The sequence below is a fragment of the Oerskovia douganii genome, assembly GCF_015142735.1.
Lineage (GTDB): Bacteria > Actinomycetota > Actinomycetes > Actinomycetales > Cellulomonadaceae > Oerskovia > Oerskovia douganii.
Map to the genome: position 1 here is coordinate 64,719 of NZ_JACSPN010000004.1, position 22,488 is coordinate 87,206.

18 protein-coding genes are annotated in these 22,488 nt (G+C 73.7%); 13 read left to right on the forward strand and 5 right to left on the reverse strand.

Features of this window, described 5'->3' with window-relative positions; all coding sequences use genetic code 11:
• Positions 1-175: 175 nt before the first annotated feature.
• From H9623_RS04510 to H9623_RS04530, 5 genes are all read left to right on the forward strand, one after another.
• Positions 176-1,783 (forward strand): sensor histidine kinase, encoded by a 1,608-nt coding sequence (locus H9623_RS04510; protein ID WP_193718871.1) that lies wholly within the window; start codon positions 176-178, stop codon positions 1,781-1,783.
• A complete protein-coding gene (locus H9623_RS04515; protein WP_193718872.1) occupies positions 1,780-2,502 on the forward strand; it encodes a response regulator in 723 nt (240 codons plus the stop codon). Before H9623_RS04510 ends, H9623_RS04515 begins: the two co-directional genes overlap by 4 nt.
• A 286-nt stretch (positions 2,503-2,788) precedes the next feature.
• Positions 2,789-3,625, forward strand: a complete 837-nt coding sequence (locus H9623_RS04520) for an ABC transporter ATP-binding protein (protein WP_193718873.1) — start codon at positions 2,789-2,791, stop codon at positions 3,623-3,625.
• Positions 3,626-3,648: 23 nt separating this feature from the next.
• Entirely contained in the window at positions 3,649-6,297 is a 2,649-nt protein-coding gene (locus H9623_RS04525; protein ID WP_227748174.1) for an ABC transporter permease, read from the forward strand.
• Between the two features lie 112 nt (positions 6,298-6,409).
• On the forward strand, positions 6,410-10,792 hold the full coding sequence (locus H9623_RS04530) for an FtsK/SpoIIIE domain-containing protein (protein WP_193718875.1): 4,383 nt from the start codon (positions 6,410-6,412) through the stop codon (positions 10,790-10,792).
• A gap of 3 nt (positions 10,793-10,795) precedes the next feature.
• On the opposite strand, the gene H9623_RS04535 is transcribed toward H9623_RS04530, so the two are convergent.
• On the reverse strand, positions 10,796-11,269 hold the full coding sequence (locus H9623_RS04535) for a hypothetical protein (protein WP_193718876.1): 474 nt from the start codon (positions 11,267-11,269) through the stop codon (positions 10,796-10,798).
• 221 nt (positions 11,270-11,490) lie between these two features.
• Here H9623_RS04535 and H9623_RS04540 point away from each other — a divergent pair, with 221 nt between their 5' ends.
• On the forward strand, positions 11,491-11,739 hold the full coding sequence (locus H9623_RS04540; protein WP_030150075.1) for a WhiB family transcriptional regulator: 249 nt from the start codon (positions 11,491-11,493) through the stop codon (positions 11,737-11,739).
• Between the two features lie 108 nt (positions 11,740-11,847).
• Here the strand turns inward: H9623_RS04540 and H9623_RS04545 are convergent, their stop codons facing one another.
• A complete protein-coding gene (locus H9623_RS04545) occupies positions 11,848-13,335 on the reverse strand; it encodes a sensor histidine kinase (protein ID WP_193719017.1) in 1,488 nt (495 codons plus the stop codon).
• 123 nt (positions 13,336-13,458) lie between these two features.
• Here H9623_RS04545 and H9623_RS04550 point away from each other — a divergent pair, with 123 nt between their 5' ends.
• The 6 genes from H9623_RS04550 to H9623_RS04575 all read left to right on the forward strand — a co-directional run bounded on the left by H9623_RS04550 (position 13,459) and on the right by H9623_RS04575 (position 20,219).
• Positions 13,459-13,965: a DUF2505 domain-containing protein gene (locus tag H9623_RS04550; RefSeq protein ID WP_193718877.1), complete on the forward strand. Its 507-nt coding sequence runs from the start codon at positions 13,459-13,461 to the stop codon at positions 13,963-13,965.
• 250 nt (positions 13,966-14,215) lie between these two features.
• Positions 14,216-15,541, forward strand: coding sequence for an ABC transporter substrate-binding protein (locus H9623_RS04555; protein WP_193718878.1), 1,326 nt, complete (start codon positions 14,216-14,218; stop codon positions 15,539-15,541).
• A gap of 102 nt (positions 15,542-15,643) precedes the next feature.
• A complete protein-coding gene (locus H9623_RS04560) occupies positions 15,644-16,771 on the forward strand; it encodes a carbohydrate ABC transporter permease (protein WP_193718879.1) in 1,128 nt (375 codons plus the stop codon).
• A complete protein-coding gene (locus tag H9623_RS04565) occupies positions 16,768-17,697 on the forward strand; it encodes a carbohydrate ABC transporter permease (protein WP_193718880.1) in 930 nt (309 codons plus the stop codon). The genes H9623_RS04560 and H9623_RS04565 overlap by 4 nt, the downstream gene beginning before the upstream one ends.
• Positions 17,694-19,145 carry a GH1 family beta-glucosidase gene (locus H9623_RS04570; RefSeq protein ID WP_193718881.1) on the forward strand — a complete coding sequence of 484 codons (1,452 nt, stop codon included), beginning with the start codon at positions 17,694-17,696 and terminating at the stop codon, positions 19,143-19,145. Before H9623_RS04565 ends, H9623_RS04570 begins: the two co-directional genes overlap by 4 nt.
• 57 nt (positions 19,146-19,202) lie before the next feature.
• Complete coding sequence (locus H9623_RS04575; RefSeq protein ID WP_193718882.1) at positions 19,203-20,219, forward strand: LacI family DNA-binding transcriptional regulator; 1,017 nt, start codon at positions 19,203-19,205, stop codon at positions 20,217-20,219.
• A 148-nt stretch (positions 20,220-20,367) separates the two neighbouring features.
• Here the strand turns inward: H9623_RS04575 and H9623_RS04580 are convergent, their stop codons facing one another.
• Genes H9623_RS04580 through H9623_RS04590 form a run of 3 tightly spaced genes read right to left on the reverse strand, consistent with a single transcriptional unit; the run spans position 20,368 to position 21,413 of the window.
• On the reverse strand, positions 20,368-20,742 hold the full coding sequence (locus H9623_RS04580) for an SdpI family protein (RefSeq protein ID WP_193718883.1): 375 nt from the start codon (positions 20,740-20,742) through the stop codon (positions 20,368-20,370).
• 12 nt (positions 20,743-20,754) lie between these two features.
• Positions 20,755-20,973 (reverse strand): helix-turn-helix transcriptional regulator, encoded by a 219-nt coding sequence (locus tag H9623_RS04585; RefSeq protein WP_193718884.1) that lies wholly within the window; start codon positions 20,971-20,973, stop codon positions 20,755-20,757.
• Positions 20,973-21,413, reverse strand: coding sequence for a hypothetical protein (locus tag H9623_RS04590; RefSeq protein ID WP_193718885.1), 441 nt, complete (start codon positions 21,411-21,413; stop codon positions 20,973-20,975). Before H9623_RS04590 ends, H9623_RS04585 begins: the two co-directional genes overlap by 1 nt.
• A 214-nt stretch (positions 21,414-21,627) precedes the next feature.
• Here H9623_RS04590 and H9623_RS04595 point away from each other — a divergent pair, with 214 nt between their 5' ends.
• Positions 21,628-22,410 carry an anaerobic ribonucleoside-triphosphate reductase activating protein gene (locus tag H9623_RS04595; RefSeq protein ID WP_193718886.1) on the forward strand — a complete coding sequence of 261 codons (783 nt, stop codon included), beginning with the start codon at positions 21,628-21,630 and terminating at the stop codon, positions 22,408-22,410.
• Positions 22,411-22,488: the final 78 nt, after the last annotated feature.

The window sequence follows — 22,488 nt, forward strand, 5'->3', positions numbered from 1 at the left end:
ACACCCCTGGCGAAGCACACCCGCTCTGCCCGGGTCTGCCCGATTGATCCCGGTCCGCCCGTGCCACGAGCACGGTCACAGGTGGTCACGAGGGGCCGGGTCCCCCGCCGGTCGTGCGTCCCGTCCGCCCACGGGTGGACGCCCCGGCGGGACGCCCCCACCTAGGCTGGCGGGCATGGGTTGGTACGAGAACATGGGCAAGTGGTGGGAGCGGCACCGGTTCGGCGTCGACCTCACCACGACGATCGTCGTCGGCCTCGCGTTCGTCCCGGCGTCGGCCGCGTTCAACTTCTCGAGCGGGTACCAGAACGGCCTCCAGACGGCCGCGCTCTCCGCGTTGATGCTCGCACCGCTGCCCTGGCGCCGCACCCGGCCCGCCCTGTCGGCGGTGCTCGTCTACTCCGCGGCGCTCCTGCACATGCTCCTCGGGATCGTCTCGCTCTTCCCGGTGGACCTCCTGCTCCTGGTGTCCCTCTACTCGGTCACGGTGTACGGCCCGCGCTGGGCGCACCGCACCGCGATGGTCTCGTCGCTCGCCGGGTCGCTCGTCCTGGGGCTCTCGATCGCCATGCAGGCAGGCAGCCCTGCCGAGGCCGCGGGCGTCCTGGTCTTCACGTCGATGCTCTCGTCCCTGAGCTTCCTCGCCGTCTGGGCGTTCGGCCTGGTGCGCAGGTCGCGCCGGGAGACCATCAACGCCCTGGTGGACCGTGCCGAGCGCCTCGAGGTCGAGCGCGACCAGCAGGCCCAGATCGCGACGGCGGCGGAGCGCTCGCGCATCGCGCGCGAGATGCACGACATCGTCGCGCACTCGTTGTCCGTGATCATCGCGCAGGCCGACGGCGGTCGGTACGCGGGCGCCACCGACCCCGCCGCCGCGACCCGTGCGCTCTCGACCGTCTCGGAGACGGGCCGGGCCGCCCTCGCCGACATGCGCAGGCTCCTCGGGGTGCTGCGCACCGACGACCTCGACGCCGCCACCGGGACCGGCCCTGCGCAGCTCACGCACGCCCCGGGTCTGAACAACAGGCCGCGACCCCTCCCCGGAGGGACGGCTCCGTCAGGTCCCGCGGGCCCCGGCCCGCGAGCGCCCGGCCCGGCGTCCGGGAGCGTGCCCACGACGACCGGGTCCGTCCGTCGCCCGGAGCTCACCCCCCAGCCGGACTCCGCCGACCTCGAGTCCCTCGTCTCCCAGGTCCGCGAGAGCGGGATGCGGGTCTCGCTCGTCCGCATGGGCACGCCGCGGTCCCTGCCGCCGGGGGCCGGCCTGACCGTGTACCGGGTGTGCCAGGAGGCGCTCACGAACATCCTCAAGCACGCGGGCCCCGACCCGACCGTCACGGTCGTCGTCACGTGGGGCGTCGACGTGCTCCAGCTCGCGGTCGACGACGACGGTCGGGGCGCCTCGGCCGACGGCTCGCACGCCCCCGGCTACGGCCTGCTCGGCATGCGGGAGCGTGCGGCCATCTTCGGGGGTGCCGTCACGACGGGGCCCCGACCCGGGGGCGGGTTCCGCGTGCGGTTCACCATGCCGATCCCCCGGCTCGACGGCGCCGCGCCCCCGCCTCCCCCAGGCCCCCCGGCCTCGGCGGCGCGCCCGGACCCGGCGGGGCACCACGGCCCGACGGCGTACGCCCGCCCCCGTCCGGCGGCGTCCGTCCCGGTCCCGCCGCCTCCCGTGCCGCCGCCCCCGGGCCCGCCCCCCGCCCCGCCGTCGGGCAGCATAGGTCGACGCACCCCGACCGGCACGACCCCACCCGCACCCGACGATCGCCAGGACCCATGACCGCCACCTTCTTCACGCCCGACCTCCCCGCGCAGGCCCCCATCCGGGTCGCGCTCGTCGACGACCAGCAGCTCGTGCGCGCCGGGTTCCGGATGGTGATCGACTCCCAGCCCGACCTCCAGGTCACGGTCGAGGCGGGCGACGGGCTCCAGGCCCTGCGGCTCCTCGCGGACCACCCGGTCGACGTCGTGCTCATGGACGTGCGCATGCCCCACCTCGACGGGCTCGCGGCGACGGCCCAGCTGACCGCTGCGGCCGCCGAGGGGCAGCACGTGCCCCGGATCATCGTGCTCACCACCTTCGACCTCGACGAGTACGTCCTCGAGGCCATCCGCTCCGGGGCCAGCGGGTTCCTCCTCAAGGACGCCCCGCCCGAGGAGATGCTCGCCGCGATCCGCACCGTCCACTCGGGAGACGCCGTAATCGCCCCGTCCTCGACGCGCCGGCTCCTCGAGCACCTCGTCGTGGCGCTGCCCGCCGAGCAGCTCGTCGACACGGGTGCGCAGGCGCAGATCTCCTCGCTGACCGACCGCGAGCGCGAGGTCCTGGTGCTCATGGCCCGCGGTCGCTCGAACACCGAGATCGCGAGCGACCTGTTCGTCGCCGAGGCCACCGTCAAGACGCACGTGGGTCGGATCCTCGCCAAGCTCGGGGCACGCGACCGCGTCCAGGCCGTGGTGACCGCCTACGAGACGGGCCTGGTGCGCCCGGGCGCGTGACGTCGTCGGGCCGCCGTCCCCCGGCGGTCCGGACAGGGACGCGTCCCGTCCGGGCGACGGACGGCGCAGGCGCGCCCGGTCGGCGTACGACCACGGGATGACCCCCGCAGCACCCAGGACCAGCCTCCCGCCGGACGCGTCGACCCCGCCCCGGCTCCTAGTGTCGTCATCAGGTGGGAACGAGGGCCTGAGCCCTCTCCCGCACCCCCTCGGTCCCGGCGCCGGACGCCTCGCGCGCACCGCCCCGGGACCGGCGCAGACCGACGACGAACACCCTGGAGCAGACGTGGACACCACCGTGTACCAGCCCATCCCCGGCACCCCTCCGGCGCAAGGCACGCCCGCCGTGCGCGCCCGGTCCCTGACCAAGCTCTACGGCAAGGGCGAGGCGACCGTGCGCGCCCTCGACGGCGTCGACGTGGACTTCGAGAAGGGCGCGTTCACCGCGATCATGGGCCCCTCCGGCTCGGGCAAGTCCACGCTCATGCACCTGCTCGCCGGGCTCGACACCGCCTCGAGCGGCCAGGGGTTCATCGGCGACACCGAGATCACGGCCCTCGGCGACAACGAGCTGACCAGGCTGCGCCGCGACCGTGTCGGCTTCGTCTTCCAGTCGTTCAACCTGCTGCCCATGTTCACGGCCGAGCAGAACATCACGCTGCCGATCGAGCTCGCGTCCGGGACGGTCGACAAGGAGTGGCTCGCGACCCTCGTCCAGACCCTGGGCCTGGGTGCGCGCCTCACGCACCGCCCCAGCGAGCTCTCGGGCGGCCAGCAGCAGCGCGTGGCCATCGCCCGCGCGCTCATCGCCAAGCCCGAGGTCGTCTTCGCGGACGAGCCCACGGGCAACCTGGACTCGCGCTCGGGCGCCGAGGTCCTGAGCTTCCTGCGCCGCTCGGTCCGCGAGCTGGGCCGCACCATCATCATGGTCACGCACGACCCGACGGCCGCCGCCTACGCGGACCGCGTCATCCTCATCGCGGACGGGCGCATCGCCGGAGACATCGACGACCCGACCCCCGAGTCCGTCCTGGCCGGGCTCGACGCCCTGCGCACGCTCGAGGGCGACCCCGCCGACGCGCTCGCCGCCGGCCCGACCGGTTCGACGGCGGTGCGCGCCTGATGGTCCGGCTCACCCTGGCGCAGATGCGCCGAAGCATCGGGCGGCTCAGCGCCGCCGGCATCGCGATCCTCATCGGGACCGCCTTCCTCACGGCGACGCTGCTCGCCGGGAACGTGATCAACCGCATCACGACCGACTCGATCGCCGCACAGTTCGCCGACTCCGACCTCGTGGTCGCGAGCAGCGCCGGCATCGACGAGGCGGGCCTCGCGGAGATCCGCAGGACCGAGGGCGTCGAGGCCGCCGACCCGCAGGTCCTGCGCGCCTTCGAGCTCGTCTCGGGGGGCAAGCGCACCTACCAGGTCGTCGTCCCGACCGCCTCGGACCCGCGCTTCGAGGCCCAGGAGCTCGTCGAGGGCGCGATGCCCTCACGCCCGGGCGAGATCGCCCTGCCGTCCGACGTCGCCGAGCGGCTCGGGCTCGGGCTCGGCGACTCCGTGACGGTCGTGCGCATGGTGTGGACGCCCGGCGCGGAGGACGGAGCGACCGCCGACGCGAGCGAGACCACCCCGACCGACGAGACCGCTCCCGGCGAGGAGACGCCCGCGGGGACCTACGTCGACACGAACGAGGAGCTGATCCTCGTCGGGACCCTCGACGACCCGATGGGCGCGTACGCCCAGGTGGGCGGCGCGGGCGTCCTGTCGAACGAGGACCTGACCGCCTGGGAGGCCGAGAGCTACGCCCCGGGCGAGTCGACGACCGCGTACGGCGCGGTGCTGGTCGCCCTGGCGCCCGGTGCCGACCTGGAAGCCGTCCGGTCGAGCGTCACGGGCTCGCTCGCGGGCGACACCGAGGTCTGGACGAGCGCCGAGTACGCCAAGGAGCAGGCCGCCCAGATGACGGGCGGCGAGGACGTCTTCACCTACGTGATCCTCACGTTCGCGGCGATCGCGCTGCTCGTCGCGGCCCTGGTCATCGCGAACACCTTCCAGGTGCTCGTCGCCCAGCGCACCCGGACGCTCGCGCTCCTGCGCTGCGTCGGTGCCGACCGCAAGCAGCTCGCACGCTCGGTCCTGCTCGAGGCCATGATCCTGGGCGTGGTCGCCTCGGTCGCCGGCATCGTGTTCGGCATCGGGCTCGTCCAGCTCGCGCTGACCGTCGCGGGCAGCATGGACCTCGGCATCCCGCTGCCCTCGCTCGTCCAGGTCACGCCCGTCGCGCTCCTCGTCCCGCTGCTCGTGGGGACCGTCGTGACGCTCGTCGCCTCGTTCTCGCCGGCACGCGCCGCGACCCGGGTCGCCCCGCTCGCCGCGCTGCGCCCCTCCGACGCACCGACCCTCGCGTCGGGCGCAGGCCGCGTCCGCCTCGCGATCTCGTCGATCCTGGTCGTCGGCGGTGCGGGCCTCCTGGTCATGGGAGTCCTCCTGGGGCAGCAGGGCAGCGCGGAGGCGGGCCTGCTCGCCTCGACCGCCGGTGGCGCCGCGTCGTTCGTGGGCGTCCTCGTGGGGGCGATCTTCTGGCTCCCCAAGGTCGTGAGCCTCGTGGGCAAGGTCCTGACGGGCTCGGGCAGCACGGCCAAGCTCGCGGCCGCGAACACGCTGCGCAACCCGCGCCGCACCGCCGCGACGAGCACCGCGCTCCTCATCGGCGTGACGCTCGTGGCCATGATGTCGACCGGGGCCGTGAGCGCCCGGATGAGCATGAACGACGAGCTCGACGGTCGCTACCCCGTGGACGTCTCGCTCGCGACCGACGGCTACGACGAGTACGGCGGCAACCAGCCCGTCGCGCTCCCGCAGTCCACGATCGGCACCGCGGAGAAGGTCGAGGGAGTCGAGTCCGTCGTCCCGCTCACGGCGACGTCGGTCACGGTCGCGCTCGACGGCGACGACATCACGTTCCTCGCGCGCGGTGTCGACCCCGACGGGGCAGCCGCGCTCGTGCGTGACAAGGCGGCCGTCGAGGGCCTGGCCCCCGGCACGGTCGTCGTCCCGGCGGGGGTCGCCGAGGACTGGGGCATCTCGTCGGGCGACGAGCTCGTGCTGACCGCCGCAGAGCTCCCCGAGGACGCGAACCCCCAGGGGACGCCCGCGACCCTCGAGGCGCTCGTGACCCCGATGGGTGGACGTGCCCTGCTCGTCACGCCGCAGACGCTCGAGGGCGTCGCGACGGGGACACCTGTCACGAGCGCCTGGGTCGGCCTGGCCGACGTCAACGACGCCGCGTCCGTGGTGCCCGCCCTCCAGGACGCTCTCGCCGAGTCCGACCTCCCCATCGACGTCACCGGGGCGGCGGTCGAGCGGGCGATGTACCAGAAGGTCGTCGACACGATCCTCGGCGTCATCGTCGGCCTCCTCGCGGTCGCCGTCGTGATCGCGCTGATCGGCGTGGCGAACACCCTGTCGCTGTCCGTCATCGAGCGCCGCCGCGAGTCCGCGACCCTGCGGGCCATCGGCCTGAGCCGGTCCCAGCTGCGCTGGATGCTGGCCATCGAGGGCATGCTGATCGCCGGAGTGGGTGCGGTCCTCGGCATCGTGCTCGGTGTCCTGTACGGCTGGGCCGGCGCCTCGTCGGCGCTCGCCGTCATGGGCGACGTGACCCTGGCCGTGCCGTGGCGCGACGTCGCCCTGGTCCTGGTCGTGGCGCTCGTCGCCGGTCTCCTGGCGTCGGTGATCCCGGGCCGGGCCGCCGCCCGCACCTCCCCCGTGGAGGCGCTCGCGGTCGACTGACCCCGGCAACCCAGGGCCTCGTGCCGGACGGCGTGCCTGTGGACGATCTCCTCGTCCACAGGCACGCCGTCGCCGTCTGCGCAGGACCTGCGCGGGCGGCCATGATCCTGCCGTGCGCATCACCGTCCACCCAGGTGTCGACCTCGACGTGACCCCCGGGCACCGTCTGGGAGACCTCCGCCCGGAGCTCGCCCGCGTCACGTGCCGGCCCGAGCTCGCGAGCGCCCCGCTCGTGGTCGACGGGGTCCCGCTCGGCGAGGACCACCGCGTCGGGACGCGTCCGCTGCTGCCCGGCGCGACCCTGCACGCGGGGCAGCAAGGCCCTCCGGGGCGCACGCATCCGACCGCCCGCACGCAGGCCGCGAGCGCCTCCCCCGCACCAGCCCCGGAGGTCGCCGCGCTGCGCGCTGCGTGGCACGTCGCGGTCCTCTCGGGGTCAGGGTGCGGAGGGCTCCTGCCTCTGTCCCCGCGGGCCCCGCTCGTCCTGGGGGACGGGACCGGTCCGTCGGTCGTCGTGACGGCGGTGGTGCCGCGTCGTCCGTGGGGTGCGCGCCCTCGTGAGGCGGACCTGCTCCCCCGGGTCGTGGTGCGAGTGCGTGGGCGTACCGGTGCCCGCACTGCCGGTCGGCGACGCCGCGCCCCGGGCCCGCGGGTCCGGTGGGAACCGCCCGGAAGGAGGGCGCGCGGGGCGCTGCGCGGGCCGGCCCGGCCCTGGCGTCCGGGCCACGTGCTGCGCGTGGGCACGACGACGTACGACCTGCGCCCCCGCCCCCACCTCGAGGAGTGGGGGGTCACGAGCGGGCTCCCCGCACCGGAGGGTCCGGGCCCGCGCGAGGGCCTCGGTCCGTCCTCGCTCGCGCTGGCCATCACTCCGGCGGTCGGTTCGCTCGCCCTCGCGGCGAGCATGCGCCAGCCCGTGTTCGCGCTGCTCGCGCTGGTCGGCCCCCTCACGCTGGTGGTCCCGCTGCTCCTGGCCCGACGCCGTCGCGGCCGCTCGGCCGGTGCCCTCGCCCCGGTCGAGGGTCGTGGAGGGAGCGGGGCCACCGCGGTCCCACCCCGCGCGCTCCCGGGGACGGAACGCGGTGCGCCCGCCCCCGGGCCTGACGCCGCACGTGCCCCGGTGCTCGGGCACCTCCTCGACCGTGCCCGGTACCCGCAGCCGTGCCCGGCCGACCTCATGACGGGTGCGGTGGCCGCCCATCACGCGGCCGAGACGTCCGCACCGGCGCCTGGCGTCCCGGGCGGACGGCCTCGCGGCGCCGGCGCACCGCCCACGACGCCGGTCCTCGGGTCGGCGCCGACGTCGGCCCAGGCGCCGGTGCCCGTGCCTGCGCCGGCGGCCCAGGGGGCCCGGCTCCCCGACGGGTGCGTCGCGGTCGTCGGGCCCCGGGAGCCTCGTCTCGCCGCTGCCCGCGCCCTGCTCCTCGCGCAGGTCGCGTCCGGGGCCGAGGTCGTGGCGGTCGTCCCGGACGACCTCGCACCGTGCTGGTCCTGGCTGCGCTGGCTGCCCGGGTCGCGCAGGCACCCGTCGGGGCCGCTCGTCCGTGAGAGGCAGGCCGACCGGCCCGTCCGCGACGCCCGGGTGGTCGTCGTGGAGGTCCCCGGAGAGGACGGCGCCCCGGTCGCCGGGCTCTCGGCGGCCCTCGAGGACTGGTGGGCGCGCCGGGACGGCCCGGACCGGCTGATCCTCGTCGCCGCCGACGGCCGCGCGGTCCCCGCCTGGTGCCGCACGGTCCTCGACACGACCGCCCAGGCCTGGCGCCTGGCGGACGGCACGGTCGAGCCCGCGCCCCTGGTCGGGGTCGGTGAGTCCTGGGCCGAGCGGTACGCGCGGCACGTCGCGGCCGCGCACCGCCTCGGGCGCTGGCCGGACGGGACCACCGCCGAGGCGTCCGCGGACCGGGCGGATCCCGCACACCCCGGCCTCGCCGAGTCCGTGTCGCTCGCGGCGCTCCTGGAGGCCCCCGTCACCCCGGCCTGCGGTCCGCCGGCCGCGTGGGTGGGCGCCAGGTGGGACGCGGCTGGCGGAGCGCCCCGCCCGGGCCTGGCCGTCCCGCTGGGCACCGACGCGCAGGGCGGCACGGTCCACCTCGACCTGGTCCGCGACGGCCCGCACGCCCTGGTCTCGGGGACCACGGGGGCGGGCAAGTCCGAGCTGCTCCAGTCCCTCGTCCTGGGGCTGGCGCTCACGACCAGCCCGCGGGACCTCGCGATCACCCTCGTCGACTTCAAGGGAGGTGCGGGCTTCGGTCGCTGCGTGCACCTGCCGCACGTCGTCGGGCAGGTCACCGACCTCGAGCCCGGCCTCGCGGGCCGCGCGCTCGCCGGCCTGCGGGCCGAGCTGCGACGCCGTGAGCACGTCGTCGCGGAGGCCGGCGCCCGCGCCCTCGACGACCTGCCCGCGGGTGTGCTGCCTCGCCTCGTCGTGGTGGTCGACGAGTTCCGGGCGCTCGCCGACGACCTCCCCGAGTTCCTGCCCGGCCTGCTGCGCCTCGCGGCCCAGGGCCGGTCCCTCGGGGTGCACCTCGTCCTGGCGACGCAGCGCCCCGCAGGGGCCGTGACCGCAGACATGCGGGCCAACATCTCGTTGCGGCTGGCGCTGCGCCAGATCGACCCGGGCGACTCCCGCGACGTGATCGACGCACCGCACGCCGCCCTGATCCCGGCGAACCGGCCGGGGAGGGTGGTGCTGCGGCGCGGGAACGAGCCGCCGCTCGCCGTCCAGGGTGCGCACGCGGGCACCCTGCCGACCACCCGTGCCGCGCGTGTGCGTCCGGCAGAGCGGTGGGGATCGGTCACCGCCCTGGCTCCCGGCCCGACCGCCGACCCGACCGACGTGGTGTCGCTCCTGGTCGACGCCACCGTCGAGGCCGCGAGCCGTGCGTCCCTGCCCGCCCACGCCGCACCCTGGCTGCCCGCCCTCCCGGGCCGCGTGAGGCCGTCGGACCTGCCGGGCCGCGCGCTCCCCGGCCGGGCCTCCCGCCACGAGCTGCCCCTCGCCCTGTCCGACCTGCCCGACGAGCAGCGCCGGGGCACGGTCGTGTGGCGCCCCGGCGACGGGCATCTCGCGGTCGTCGGACGTCCCCGGTCCGGCCGGTCGACGGCCTTGCGGTCGGTCGCCGTCGCGGGGCTCGACCGGGGGTGGGACGTCCACGTCGTGGCCGAGGCCGCCGACCTCGTCGAGGGTCTGCGGGACCACCCGCGGTGCGGGACGCTCGTGCCCTTGCACGACCCGCGGCGCGTCGCCCGACTCGTCGACCTGCTGCTGCGCCGCGAGGGTGGGCCTCCGACCCTCGTCGTCGTGGACGACGTGGAGGACCTCCGCTCGTCCCTCGCCCGCCTGCCGCAGGGCGCAGGTGACGGCGTGCTCGGCAGGCTGCTCGGCGAGGGGCCAGCGCGCGGACTCCACGTCGCGGTCGCGGGCAGCAGCCCGGGTCTGGCCGGGCTCGCGCAGCGGGTGGGCCCGCGCCTCGTGCTGTGCTCGGACGCCGTGCCCGACGACGTCGCGCACGGCGTGCCGTCACGGTTCGCCGGTCGCGGCGGGCGTCCGGGGCGAGCGGTGTGGCTGGGGCCCGGCGGGCCGGTCGAGTGCCAGGTGGTCGTGGACACCTTCCCGGCGCCCGAGGCCCGGGCGGCCGGGGACGCGGTGCCCGACGACGCGGCACCCGACGACGGCGCGGGGCGCGGCCTTCCGCTGCGGCTCCTGCCCCTCCCCCGGCACGCTCCCGGGGCAGGGATCCCAGACCGGCCGGGACCTCCGCAGGAGTCGGACGCCCGTGCGGGGCACGTCGTCGTCGGGCTGGGCGGCGACCACGCGGGCCCGGTCCACCTCGACGTCGCGCGCGGCGCCCTCGTCGTGGGCCCGTCCGGCAGCGGACGCAGCAGCGCGCTGCTGCTGCTCGCCGACCACGCGCGCGCGACGGGCAGGCTGCGGGCCGTGCTGTCGCGCGACGACCGGTTCGAGCGCCTCGTGCGACATGACGGCGTCGGGACGGGCGAGGCCCCTGCCGGGGGCCCGGCCGGGCGCCGCCTCGTCACGGCCGTCGGCCTGCTCCCGCCGCACGAGGTCACGGCCGCCCTCCGGTCGTTGCCGCAGACGGGCCTGGTCCCTGGTGACGTCGTGGTGGTCGACGACCTCGACCTGGTCGCCCAGTCCTCGCCCGTCGAGGCCGAGGTCCTCACGGAGCTGGCCAGGGCGGGGGTCGTGCTGCTCGCCTCGGCGTCGACCACCGCAGCGGCGACGGCTCACCGCGGGCCGGTGGCCGAGGTGCGCGGGCGGCAGAGCGGACTCGTCCTCGCCCCCGAGGAGCGCGGCAGCGGCGACGTGTTCGGTCGTTCGCTGGGCACGGTGGTCGACCCCGACGGCGGCACCCCTGGTCGCGCGGTCGCGGTCCGCGGCGGTGAGCTCGTGCCCGTCCAGGTCACGGCACCCACGGTGGTGGGCCCGCCGGCGGCGGCCGGGACGATCCCCGTCCCGCGCGCCGGTCCGTCCTGACCGTCAGCCGTCGGTGCGGACCGAGTCCCTGGTCGTGGCGACCACGACGGGGCGCAGCATGAGCCCCACGAGGACCGTCAGCGCCAGGGCCATGGTCCCGATCCCGCCCGGGGTGACCTGGTACTGCAGCCAGCTGAAGGCGACCACGACCTGGAGGAGCTGCCAGGTGGCCACGGGGGACCTCGCCCACCGCTGCCCGCGCAGCAGCCCACGGGCGCTCGCCACGAGGACCGCGGCGACCCCGGCGGCGAACAGGACGAGGAAGATCGAGACCCCGGCCGACAGCGAGCCACCGCGGAGGAGCTCGACGAGCACGAGCGCCGCGGCCGCGGCGAGCACGAGCGCCTCGACCGCGATGCCCGCGACCACGACCCACAGCGCGGGAGGTCGTGCCCCGGCCGGGAGCGTCGCCCGCGGGCCGGCTCCCTCCTCGGAGGGGTCGGGGGTGGATTGATTCGGGGTGCTCACAGGTGCCACGACCACCCAGCGTACGCGTGACCAGCACCTTCACCGAAGTGTGACCAAGACCTCACGGTTCACCCCGAAGAAACTTTCCGGTAACCCCTTGTGCTGGGCTTCACGAGATGTGAACCTAGTTCAAGCATCAATTACCCCCCACCTGAGCATGAAGCCCTTTGTGGACGTGCGTCCGACACATTCACATTGAGGCCTTGCTCGCCATGCCAAGGAGACCTCACATGGACTGGCGCCACCGCGCTGCCTGCCTGGAAGAAGACCCGGAGCTGTTCTTCCCGATCGGGAACACCGGCCCTGCTCTTCTCCAGATCGAAGAGGCGAAGGCCGTGTGCCGCCGCTGCGACGTCGTCGACACCTGCCTCAAGTGGGCACTCGAGTCCGGCCAGGACGCGGGCGTCTGGGGTGGCCTGTCCGAGGACGAGCGGCGCGCTCTCAAGCGTCGCACGGCTCGCGCCCGCCGCGCAGGCTGAGCTTCACATACTTTTCTCATAAAGGGCCGTCACCTGCAGGTGACGGCCCTTTATGTTGCCCTCGGGAAGGCAATTGTGCCCGCCGGTCCTCGCCGCCGGGCACCCGGGTCATCCCTGCCGCGAGCCACCGCCGTCACGCAGGACGAGCTCCAGGACGACCTGTGTCCCACCCCCTGGACGGGCGGACCACTCGATCGTCCCGCCCAGCTCGTTGGTGACGAGCGTCGCGACGATCTGCGACCCCAGCCCGCTCTTCTTGGGCTTCTCCGACGGGTCCGTCCCCGGCACCCCCATGCCCACGCCGTCGTCCGCGACCACGATCCTCAGCGCCGAGCCGCTGCGCCGGGCGTCGATCTCGACCGTCCCGTCCTTGCGCCCCGCGAGCCCGTGCTCGACCGCGTTCGTCACGAGCTCGGTGAGGACGAGCGCGAGCGGGGTCGCATCCTCGGCCGGGACCAGCCCGAAGCTGCCGGTCTGCACGGTGCGGACCTTGGTGTCGGCCGACGCGACGTCCGCGGCCAGGCGCAGCGCCCGCCCGCCCATGTCGTCGAACTCGACCTCCTCGTCGAGGGTCTGCGACAGGGTCTCGTGGACCAGCGCGATGGTCGCGACCCGACGCATGGCCTCCTCGAGCGCGGCGCGCGCCTCGGGGACGTCCATGCGGCGCGCCTGCAGGCGCAGGAGCGCCGCGACGGTCTGCAGGTTGTTCTTGACGCGGTGGTGGATCTCCCGGATGGTCGCGTCCTTGGTGATGAGCTCGCGCTCCCGGCGGCGCAGCTCTGACACGTCGCGGCACAGCAGCACCGCACCGATCCGCTGCCCCGACTCGGTGAGCGGCAGCGCACGCAAGGACAGCGCGACCCCTCGCGCCTCGATGTCCGTGCGCCAGGGCGCACGGCCCATGACGACGAGCGGCAGGGACTCGTCGACCGGGGTCTGGTGCTCGATCAGGTCGGTCGTGACCTCGATGAGCGAGCGCCCGACCAGGGGGCCGATCACGCCGAGCCGGTGGAAGCAGCTCAGGGCGTTGGGGCTCGCGTACAGGACCTCGCCCTCGGAGTTGAGCCGGATCAGACCGTCTCCCACACGAGGCGCACCTCGCCGCGGCCCGGTCGCCGCGTTCGGCGCGGGGAACTCGCCGCGCGAGACCATGGCGATGAGGTCGTCGGCGGCCTCGACGTAGTTGAGCTCGAGCCGGCTGGGCGTCCGGCCGCTGCCGAGGTTGGTCTGACGGGCCACGACGGCGATCGCGCGACCGTTGTGCACGACGGGGATGGCCTCCTCGCGCACCGCGTAGGCCCCGAACCAGCGCGGCTCGCGCGACCGCTGCGAGCGGGCCTCCGAGAGGGCGCGCTCGAGCTGGGGGCGCTGCCCGTCGGGGGCGAGGGAGCCGACGATGTCGTCGTAGTGCACCGTGGCGCCCGTGCTGGGCCGGCACTGGGACACCGCGACGAAGTTCCCGTCACCCGTGGGCAGCCACAGGACGAGGTCGGCGAACGCCAGGTCGGAGATGACCTGCCAGTCGCCGACGAGGAGGTGCAGCCACTCGTTGTCGGCAGGCGACAGCTCGGCGTGGCGGGAGATCAAGTCACTCATGGCAGACACGGGCTCCAGCGTACGCAGGTGCGGGCGTCTTCACGGGATCGGGGCGCTTCCTTGGGTAGAGTCTGACGTCCTGGCGCACCTTGCGCGCCGGTCAGCGCGTCCCGAGGAGATCCTGTGCACCTGAGCGTCGATCTGCACTACCCCGCCGGCCTCGACGACGTCACCCGGATGCTCGCGAGCGAGGCGTTCGTCCGGTGGCGCGCACAGCGCACGGGGGGCCCGCAGAGCCTCGTGGACCTTGCCGACGTGACGGGGTCGGTCGACGAGGGCTTCTCGGTGGTCGTCCGGCGCACGCTGCCCACGGACCAGATCCCGGCACACCTTCGTGCGTTCGTCGGCAACGCGCTCGAGGTCCGCCAGGCGGAGGTCTGGGAGCCCGCCACGGACGGCAGGCGGCGCGGCACGGTCTCGCTCGAGATCACGGGGGCCCCGGTCAGGATGACCGGGACGGTCTCGCTCGAGCAGCTGCCGGACGGACGCACCCGCCACTCGTACGAGGGCGAGCTCAAGGCCACGGTCCCGCTGTTCGCAGCCGCGGTCGAGGAGGCCGCGGCAGGAGCGGTCCGGGCGACCCTCGAGTCCGAGGAGCAGGCCGGCGTGGAGTGGCTCACGGCCCCCTGAGCGGCCCGCAGCAGCCCGGCGCAATCCCTTCCAGGCGGTCGGTAACCGATAACGATTCGGGCACGCGATCTGGCACCAAAACGCTCTGACCTGCGAGGACATTCGCGTGGGAGCGTTTCCACACCTCTGTGTCATCTCGCGAGGTTGACATCCGAAGAAGCCACCGGCAACCATCGTGGCACCTCGTGGAAGCGCTACCACTCAGTGAGGATGGGAGCGCTGCCATCCGATCACCGACAAGGGAGTCACCGTGCTGAGCAGCACTCGTTCGACCCGTTCCCGGACCACCGTCGCAGTCGCCGGACTCGCGACCCTCGCCCTGACCCTGACCGCGTGCTCGTCGGGCTCCGGCGGGTCCGACGACGACACCGCCGCCGGCGGGAAGATCACCCTGACCGTCGCGACGTTCAACGACTTCGGCTACACCCAGGAGCTCCTCGACGCCTACACCGCTGAGCACCCGGACGTCGAGGTCAAGCAGACCAAGGCCGCCAAGGCCGAGGACGCCCGGACCAACATGACGACCAAGCTCGCCGCCGGCGGCGAGGGCCTGGCCGACATCGAGGCCATCGAGGTCGACTGGCTCCCCGAGCTCATGGAGTACCCCGACCTCTTCACGGACCTCGCCGACCCCGCGCTCGACGGTCGCTGGGTCGACTGGAAGGTCCAGCAGGCCACGACCACCGACGGCAAGGTCATCGGCTACGGCACCGACATCGGCCCGAGCGCGATCTGCTACCGCGGCGACCTGTTCGAGGCCGCCGGGCTGCCCTCCGACCCGGCCGCGGTCGCCGAGCTCCTCGGCGGCGCCGACGCCACCTGGGACGACTACTTCGCCGCGGGCACGGCGTTCAAGGCCGCGGGCGGCGGCGCCTGGTACGACAGCGCGATGTCGATCTACCAGGGCATGGTCAACCAGATCGACAACGCCTACGAGGAGTCCGACGGCACGCCCAAGGACCTCTCGACGAACACCGAGATCCAGGACATCTACACGACCGTCGTCGAGCAGTCGACCACGAACGGCCTGTCCGCCGGCCTCGAGCAGTGGAGCCCCGACTGGGACGCCGCGTTCCAGAACAACGGCTTCGCGACCATGATCTGCCCCGCGTGGATGACCGGACCGGTCGAGGAGCGCTCGGGCGGCGTGACCGGCTGGAACGTCGCTGACGTCTTCCCCGGCGGCGGCCTCAACTGGGGCGGCTCGTTCCTCACGGTGCCCGCCTCCGGCAAGAACGCCGAGGCCGCCAAGGAGCTCGCCGCCTGGCTGACCGACCCGGCCCAGCAGACCACGGCCTTCGAGAACGCCGGCACCTTCCCCTCGCAGATCGAGGCGCAGGAGTCCGAGGCCGTGCAGACGTTCACCAACGACTTCTTCAACGCGGCTCCCGTCGGCAGCATCTTCGTGAACCGTGCTCTCGCGATCGACGGTGCCCCGTTCAAGGGCGCCAACTACTTCTCGATCCACCAGACCGTCCAGGACGCCATCAAGCGCGTCGACGTCGAGAAGACCGACGAGGCCAAGGCCTCGTGGGACAAGGCCGTCCAGGCCTTCAAGGACCTGGGCCTGAGCTGATCCGGCGCGGGGGGCCCGGGGGGGGCCCCCCCCCCCGCGCACCCACCCCCCAGCCGCCGTCGGGCACCACGTCCCCAACCCGACCCAGCACAGGAAAGTCGGATGAGCGTCCTCACTCCCACCCAGCCCAACCAGGGCCTCGACGGACCGCCGCGCCCCACCGCGCGCCGCGTCGGTTTCTCCCAGCGCCTCGGTCGCTGGGACGTCAAGCTCTCCCCCTACCTCTACATCTCCCCGTTCTTCATCCTGTTCGCCGTCACCGGCCTCTTCCCCCTGGCGTACACCGCGTTCGTGTCCGTCCACGAGTGGAACCTGCTGGGCGGGCAGGGAGAGTTCGTCGGGTTCCAGAACTTCGTCGACGTCCTCGCGCAGCCCACCTTCTGGAAGTCGCTGCGCAACACGTTCTCGATCTTCGTGCTGTCCTCCGTCCCGCAGGTGATCTGCGCGATCATCATCGCGGCCCTGCTCGACCAGAACCTGCGCGCCGCGACCTTCTGGCGCATGGGCGTCCTGCTGCCCTACGTCGTGGCCCCCATCGCCGTCAGCCTCATCTTCGGCCGCCTGTTCGCGGACCAGTACGGCCTCATCAACGGCCTGCTCGGCGTGATCGGCGTCGACCCGATCCGCTGGCACGCCGACGCGTTCGCGAGCCACGTCGCCATCGCGTCGATGGTCAACTTCCGCTGGACCGGCTACAACGCGCTCATCTTCCTCGCCGCGATGCAGGCCGTCCCGCGCGAGCTCTACGAGGCCGCGATCATCGACGGCGCGGGCCGCTTCCGCCAGTTCTTCTCCGTGACCGTCCCGCAGATCCGGGCCACGATCATCTTCGTCATCATCACCTCGACCATCGGCGGCCTGCAGATCTTCGACGAGGTCCGCGCGTTCGACGCCCAGGGCCTCGGCGGCGCCGACCGGCAGTGGATGACGACCGTCCTCTACCTGTACGACGTCGCGTGGGGCAACCAGAAGAACTTCGGCCGCGCGGCCGCGATCGCCTGGATCCTGTTCATCGTCATCCTGCTCATCGGCCTCGTGAACTTCGCGATCACGCGCAGCATCTCGACGTCGGGCCCCAGCAAGAAGGCACCACGCGCCGTCCAGCGCGCCCGACGCAAGGCCGCGGCGGCCGCCGTCCGCGCCCAGAACGCGTCCCGCCAGCGCACCGGCACACCACCCCGCCGACCCAGCGCCCCCACCGGCGCACCGAACGAACGGAAGAAGCGATGAGCTCGATCCCCGTCGTCGCCCAGACCGCCGGCGCCGGCGCCGCCCGGGCCGCCGCACGGCGCCCGAACCGACGCCCCGTCCGCAAGGGCACGGGTGGCTACACGCGCCGACCCGGCTGGGTCACCTACACGGTCCTCGGCCTGGTGCTGCTGGTCTCGGTCTTCCCGCTGTACTTCACGATCATCCTGGGCTCCTCGACCCCCGAGGCGATCTCCAAGGACGCGCTGCCGCAGCTCCTGCCGGACATGAGCCTGTTCACGCAGTTCGCGGAGGTCGTCGGCTCGTCGGCGATCAACTTCTGGAAGGCGTTCACCAACTCGGTGATCATCGCGGTCATCACCTCGTTGTCCGTGGTCCTGTTCTCCACGCTCGCGGGCTACTCGTTCGCCAAGCTCCGGTTCCGCGGCCGCGGCCCGCTGCTCGTCTTCGTCATCGCCACCATGGCCGTGCCGACCCAGCTCGGCGTGATCCCCATGTTCATCCTCATGTCCGACCTCGGGTGGATCGGGAAGCTGCAGGCCGTGATCGTGCCCTCGCTGGTCACCGCGTTCGGCGTGTTCTGGATGACGCAGTACCTGTCGGAGTCGCTGCCGTTCGAGCTCATCGAGGCCGCGCGCGTCGACGGGGCCTCGATGTTCCGGACCTTCTGGTCGATCGCCCTGCCCGCGGCACGCCCCGCGGCCGCGATGCTCGGGCTGTTCACGTTCGTGCAGCAGTGGACGAACTTCTTCTGGCCGTCCATCGTGTTGAACCAGGAGAACCCGACACTGCCGCTCGTGGTGCGGTCGCTGCAGGCGAACTACTTCGTGGACTACTCGCTCGTCATGGCGGGCGTGTTCCTCGTGACCCTGCCGCTCATCGTGCTGTTCATCTTCACCGGCCGCCAGCTGGTCGCCGGCATCATGCAAGGAGCTGTCAAGGGATGACCGAGATCATCACCCCCCGCCACCTGGGCACGACCGGCCGCGTCGACTTCCCCCAGGGGTTCCTGTGGGGCGCCGCCACGGCCGCGTTCCAGATCGAGGGGGCCGCGCACACCGACGGCCGCGAGGACTCCGTGTGGGACACGTTCTGCCGGGTCCCGGGCGCGGTCCTGGGCGGCGACGACGGCGAGGTCGCGTGCGACCACTACCACCGCTACCGCGAGGACGTCGCGCTCCTGGCCGACCTGAACCTGGACACCTACCGCTTCTCGTCGTCGTGGTCGCGCGTCCAGCCCGGTGGCGGCGCGGTCAACCAGAAGGGCCTGGACTTCTACTCGCGCCTGGTCGACGAGCTCCTCGCCAAGGACCTCCTGCCGTGGATCACGCTGTACCACTGGGACCTGCCTCAGGCGATCGAGGACCAGGGCGGATGGACCAACCGCGACACGGCCTACCGGTTCGCCGACTACGCCGTGACGATGCACGAGGCGCTCGGGGACCGCGTCGGGGTCTGGACGACCCTCAACGAGCCGTGGTGCTCGGCGTTCCTCGGGTACACGGCCGGCGCCCACGCACCGGGCCGCCAGAGCCGCCCCGACGGCCTCGCCGCGGCGCACCACCTGCTGCTGGGCCACGGCCTCGCGATCCAGGCGCTGCGCGAGCGCGCACCCGAGGCGAACCTCGGGATCACGCTCAACTTCACGGTCGCGGACCCGGTCGACCCCCAGGACGCGGGGGACGTCGACGCGGCCCGCCGCATCGACGGACAGTTCAACCGGATCTTCCTCGACCCCGTGATCAAGGGTGAGTACCCGGCCGACGTCCTGGCCGACGTCGCCGAGCACGGCTTCGCGGACCACGTCCGGGACGGGGACCTCGAGATCATCTCGTCGCCCATCGACGCGCTGGGCGTGAACTACTACCACGGCGAGCTCGTGTCCTCGCGGCCGGCGTCGACCTCGCTCGACGGCTCGGCGCCCGTCGAACGCCCGACGTCGAGCCCGTACCCCGCAGCCGACGGCGTGTTCAACCACCCGCGCGGCCTGCCGGTCACGGACCAGAACTGGGAGATCCAGCCCGAGGGGCTCACCCGGCTGCTCGACCGCCTCCAGAAGGACTACACGGGGCCCGCGGGCGTGCCGCTCTACATCACGGAGAACGGCTGTGCGTTCGACGACGTCGTGGAGGCCGACGGGTCGGTCGACGACCAGGACAGGGTCGAGTTCTTCGACGCCCACCTGCGGGCCGTCAAGGACTCGATCGACCACGGTGCGGACGTGCGCGGCTACTTCGCGTGGTCGCTCCTGGACAACTTCGAGTGGTCCTGGGGCTACTCGAAGCGGTTCGGGGTGGTCCGGGTCGACTACGAGACCCAGGAACGCACCGTCAAGGCCAGCGGTCGCTGGTTCGCGCAGGTCGCGTCGCAGAACGCCGTCCCCGCGCGCCCCTGAGGGCACGCCCCGAAACGTGGCAGTTCTCTCATCCAGGCCTGGCAGGATACTGAGACCATGAGCACCCTGAGTTCCGCGCCGACCCTGGACGAGGTCGCACAGACGGCCGGCGTGTCCCGCTCGACCGCGTCGCGCGCCATCAACGGCGGCCTGCGCGTCTCCCCCGAGGCGCAGGCCGCCGTCGACGCCGCGGTCGCCCAGCTCGGGTACACCCCGAACCGCGCGGCGCGGTCCCTCGTGACCCGGCGCACCGACTCGATCGCGCTCGTCGTCCCCGAGCCCGACGAGCGCATCCTCACGGACCCCTTCCTGTCGGGCACGCTCCGCGGCGTCAGCGCCGCGCTCGCCCCCACGGACCTGCAGCTCGTGCTGCTCATCGCACGTCCCGACGAGCACGCGGGGCGCATCGTGCGCTACCTGCGCAGCGGTCACGTCGACGGCGCGATCATCACCTCGCACCACCGCGAGGACGACCTCGAGGGCGCGGTGCTCGCCTCGCCGCTGCCCGCGGTGTTCGTCGGTCGCCCGTTCACGGCGATGGAGGACCTCGTCTACGTGGACGTGGACAACGTCGAGGGCGGACGCATCGCGACCCAGCGCCTGATCGACGGCGGCTACCGGCGCATCGCGACGATCTCCGGCCCGCAGGACATGACGGCGGGCGTGGACCGCCTCACGGGGTGGCGCATGGCTCTGCGTGCGGCCGGCCTGCCCGACGACGCGGTCGCCGCCGGGGACTTCGCCGCGGCCGGCGGGGCGGCGGCCATGGAGGAGCTCCTCGACCGCCACCCGGACATCGACGCGGTCTTCGCCGCCTCGGACCTCATGGCCGAGGGCGCGCTGCGCGTGCTGCGGGCCCGGGGGAAGTCCGTGCCCGGCGACGTGGCCGTGGTCGGGTTCGACAACCTGGGCGTCGCCGCGACCATGAGCCCCGCGCTGACCACGGTGCAGAACCCCGTCGTGGAGATGGTCAAGGCCGCGACCGGGATGCTGCTCGACCTCATCGCAGGCCGCCCCGTCTCCCGGTCACCGCGGGTCTTCTCCCCCGAGCTCATCCGCGGGGCGTCGGACTGATCGTGGGCGCGCGGGCGGCCGCCGGTGCTCGTCCCGCCCGGATCCGGTTCCTCACGACCGAGGAGGGCCGTCGGCTTCCCGCCTCGCGAGGCTGACGCGCATCGATCCGTCGGTCCGGGCCGAGGTCACAGCGACCTGACCGCGCGCTCTAGTCGACGTCCCACTGCTCGACGCGCTCGTCCCCCAGGTCCGCGCCCGCACCACGCGCCGCGACCTCGGCGACCACGGCAGCGACGACCACCTCGACGAGCAACGCGCCGGCGACGGCGAAGAACGCGGCGTCCGTGGCGCCGTCGGGCTCCAGGACCGACACCACGAGCGCGACCGCGCCGACGACGACCCCTCCTGGGACCACGACCCGGAGCGCCGCGCGGTGCCCGGCGATCCACCCCGCGTCGCTGCGCTGCGTCGCGGGCGTCCTGATCCCGATCAGGCCGTTGCGGGTCATGCGGTCGGTGGCCCCGAGCCAGGTGAGCCACACGACCAGGAGCGCGACGGCGACGAGTATCCAGACTGCGAGCACGGGGGCCTCTTCCTAGGTGGGGTCGACGGCGACGTCGTCGTCCGGGGGGACGAACAGCTCCTCGATCGGTGCACCGAGGAGGGCGGACAGGCGGAACGCGAGCGGGAGGCTCGGGTCGAACCGACCCCGCTCGATCGAGATGACGGTCTGGCGCGAGACCCCGAGCCGCTCGGCGAGCTGGGCCTGTGTCAGCCCGAGGGCCGCGCGGCGCGCGCGCACGTGGTTGTCCATCAGCCCGCGACGAGCTGCGTCCAGTGCGCACGGGCGCGCAGCGCGAAGTCGAGCAGCACGACGACCAGCCCGGCGGCGGGGAGCCAGCGGGCGAGGTCGCCTCCCGCGAGCGCGGCCACGAGGGCGACGAGCAGCAGGACGCTCACGGCGTCGGGGAACGCCTGGGTGCCGGCGCGCAGGAAGACCTCGCTCTCGACCGACCCCGCGGCCAGCTCGGGGCCTGACGACTCGGGGACGCGCGCGAACAGGGTCCGGACGAGGAGGTGGACCCCTGCGACCGCCGCGACGAGCAGGCCGACGAGGGCCCCACGAGCACCGCGGGCCAGCGCCCCGCCGTCCGACCCGGTGGCCGCGACCCCGAGGGCGGCGCCCAGCACCACGATCACGACGGCGGTCAGGGCGGCGGTCAGGGCGGCGGTCCGGAGTGCTCGATGCAGCATGCACCGAGAGTAAAGGACGCTTGACATGAGGACAAGCGCGAGCACCGCCGGGGCATCCGGTGTGCGCCGCTCGGGTCCCTTGTGAAGATTCTCACAAGCACGCCCGGTGAGTCGCCGGTCACACGCGCGTACCGTCGAGGAACGTCGCGTCGACGCCGACCCGAGCACGCCCGGAGGGCTCCACGACGCCCATCCACGGACGGAAGGACCTGTCATGGCCGCCCTTGCGAGCTCTCCCCCAGGTCCCTCCGGCCCACCGGTCGCAGCACCGGCCGCAGAGCACCGGACGTCCCCGAGCCGCGCCCTCGCGCCCCTCGCGGTCGCGGGCATGACGTCCTTCTCGACCGTGGACTGGCCCGGTCGCGCCGTCGCGACCGTCTTCCTCCAGGGCTGCCCCTGGCGCTGCACCTACTGCCACAACCCGGACCTCGTCTCGGTCGCTCCGCGCGCGGTCCGGAGCCCCATCCCCTGGCCCGACGTCGTCGCGTTCCTCGAGCGGCGGCACGGGCTCCTCGACGGGGTCGTCTTCTCGGGCGGCGAGCCCACCCTCCAGCCCGCTCTCCCCGCAGCGATCGCCGACGTCCGCGACCTGGGCCTCGGCGTCGGGCTGCACACCGGGGGCGCGTGGCCCGTACGCCTCGAGCACGTCCTGCCGCTCGTCGACTGGGTCGGGCTCGACATCAAGCACCTCCCGGACCGGTACGAGCGGATCACCGGGGCCCGCCCGTCGGGAGAGGCGGCCTACCGGTCGCTCGCCGCCCTGCAGCGTTCGGGGATCGCGCACGAGATCAGGACCACGGTCGACCCCACGGTCCACTCGCGCCAGGACGTCCTCGACCTCTGCGGCCGGCTCTCCGCGCTGGGCGTCCGCGGTCACGTGCTCCAGGAGGCGCGGCCCCATGGCGCCGACCTCGCGTACGCGGCCGAGCTCGACGGCCGTCGGCTGTCCGACGTGCTCCACGACGACGACCTGCCGCAGCTCGAACGCCGCACCTGATCGTGCTGGCAGCCGCTCAGCGAGGAGCAGCAGCGCGAGGTGTCGGCTGGTTCGCACTGGGATCCCGGCCTTGTGCAG

What these genes read in the sequence shown, in the direction of transcription:
- H9623_RS04575 (WP_193718882.1), top strand. Translation starts at nt 19,203, where the DNA reads ATGAGCACCCTGAGTTCCGCGCCGACCCTGGACGAGGTCGCACAGACG.
- H9623_RS04585 (WP_193718884.1), bottom strand. Translation starts at nt 20,973, where the DNA reads ATGGACAACCACGTGCGCGCGCGCCGCGCGGCCCTCGGGCTGACACAG.
- H9623_RS04545 (WP_193719017.1), bottom strand. Translation starts at nt 13,335, where the DNA reads ATGAGTGACTTGATCTCCCGCCACGCCGAGCTGTCGCCTGCCGACAAC.
- H9623_RS04515 (WP_193718872.1), top strand. Translation starts at nt 1,780, where the DNA reads ATGACCGCCACCTTCTTCACGCCCGACCTCCCCGCGCAGGCCCCCATC.
- H9623_RS04595 (WP_193718886.1), top strand. Translation starts at nt 21,628, where the DNA reads ATGGCCGCCCTTGCGAGCTCTCCCCCAGGTCCCTCCGGCCCACCGGTC.
- H9623_RS04565 (WP_193718880.1), top strand. Translation starts at nt 16,768, where the DNA reads ATGAGCTCGATCCCCGTCGTCGCCCAGACCGCCGGCGCCGGCGCCGCC.
- H9623_RS04560 (WP_193718879.1), top strand. Translation starts at nt 15,644, where the DNA reads ATGAGCGTCCTCACTCCCACCCAGCCCAACCAGGGCCTCGACGGACCG.
- H9623_RS04510 (WP_193718871.1), top strand. Translation starts at nt 176, where the DNA reads ATGGGTTGGTACGAGAACATGGGCAAGTGGTGGGAGCGGCACCGGTTC.
- H9623_RS04540 (WP_030150075.1), top strand. Translation starts at nt 11,491, where the DNA reads ATGGACTGGCGCCACCGCGCTGCCTGCCTGGAAGAAGACCCGGAGCTG.
- H9623_RS04590 (WP_193718885.1), bottom strand. Translation starts at nt 21,413, where the DNA reads ATGCTGCATCGAGCACTCCGGACCGCCGCCCTGACCGCCGCCCTGACC.
- H9623_RS04525 (WP_227748174.1), top strand. Translation starts at nt 3,649, where the DNA reads ATGCGCCGAAGCATCGGGCGGCTCAGCGCCGCCGGCATCGCGATCCTC.
- H9623_RS04570 (WP_193718881.1), top strand. Translation starts at nt 17,694, where the DNA reads ATGACCGAGATCATCACCCCCCGCCACCTGGGCACGACCGGCCGCGTC.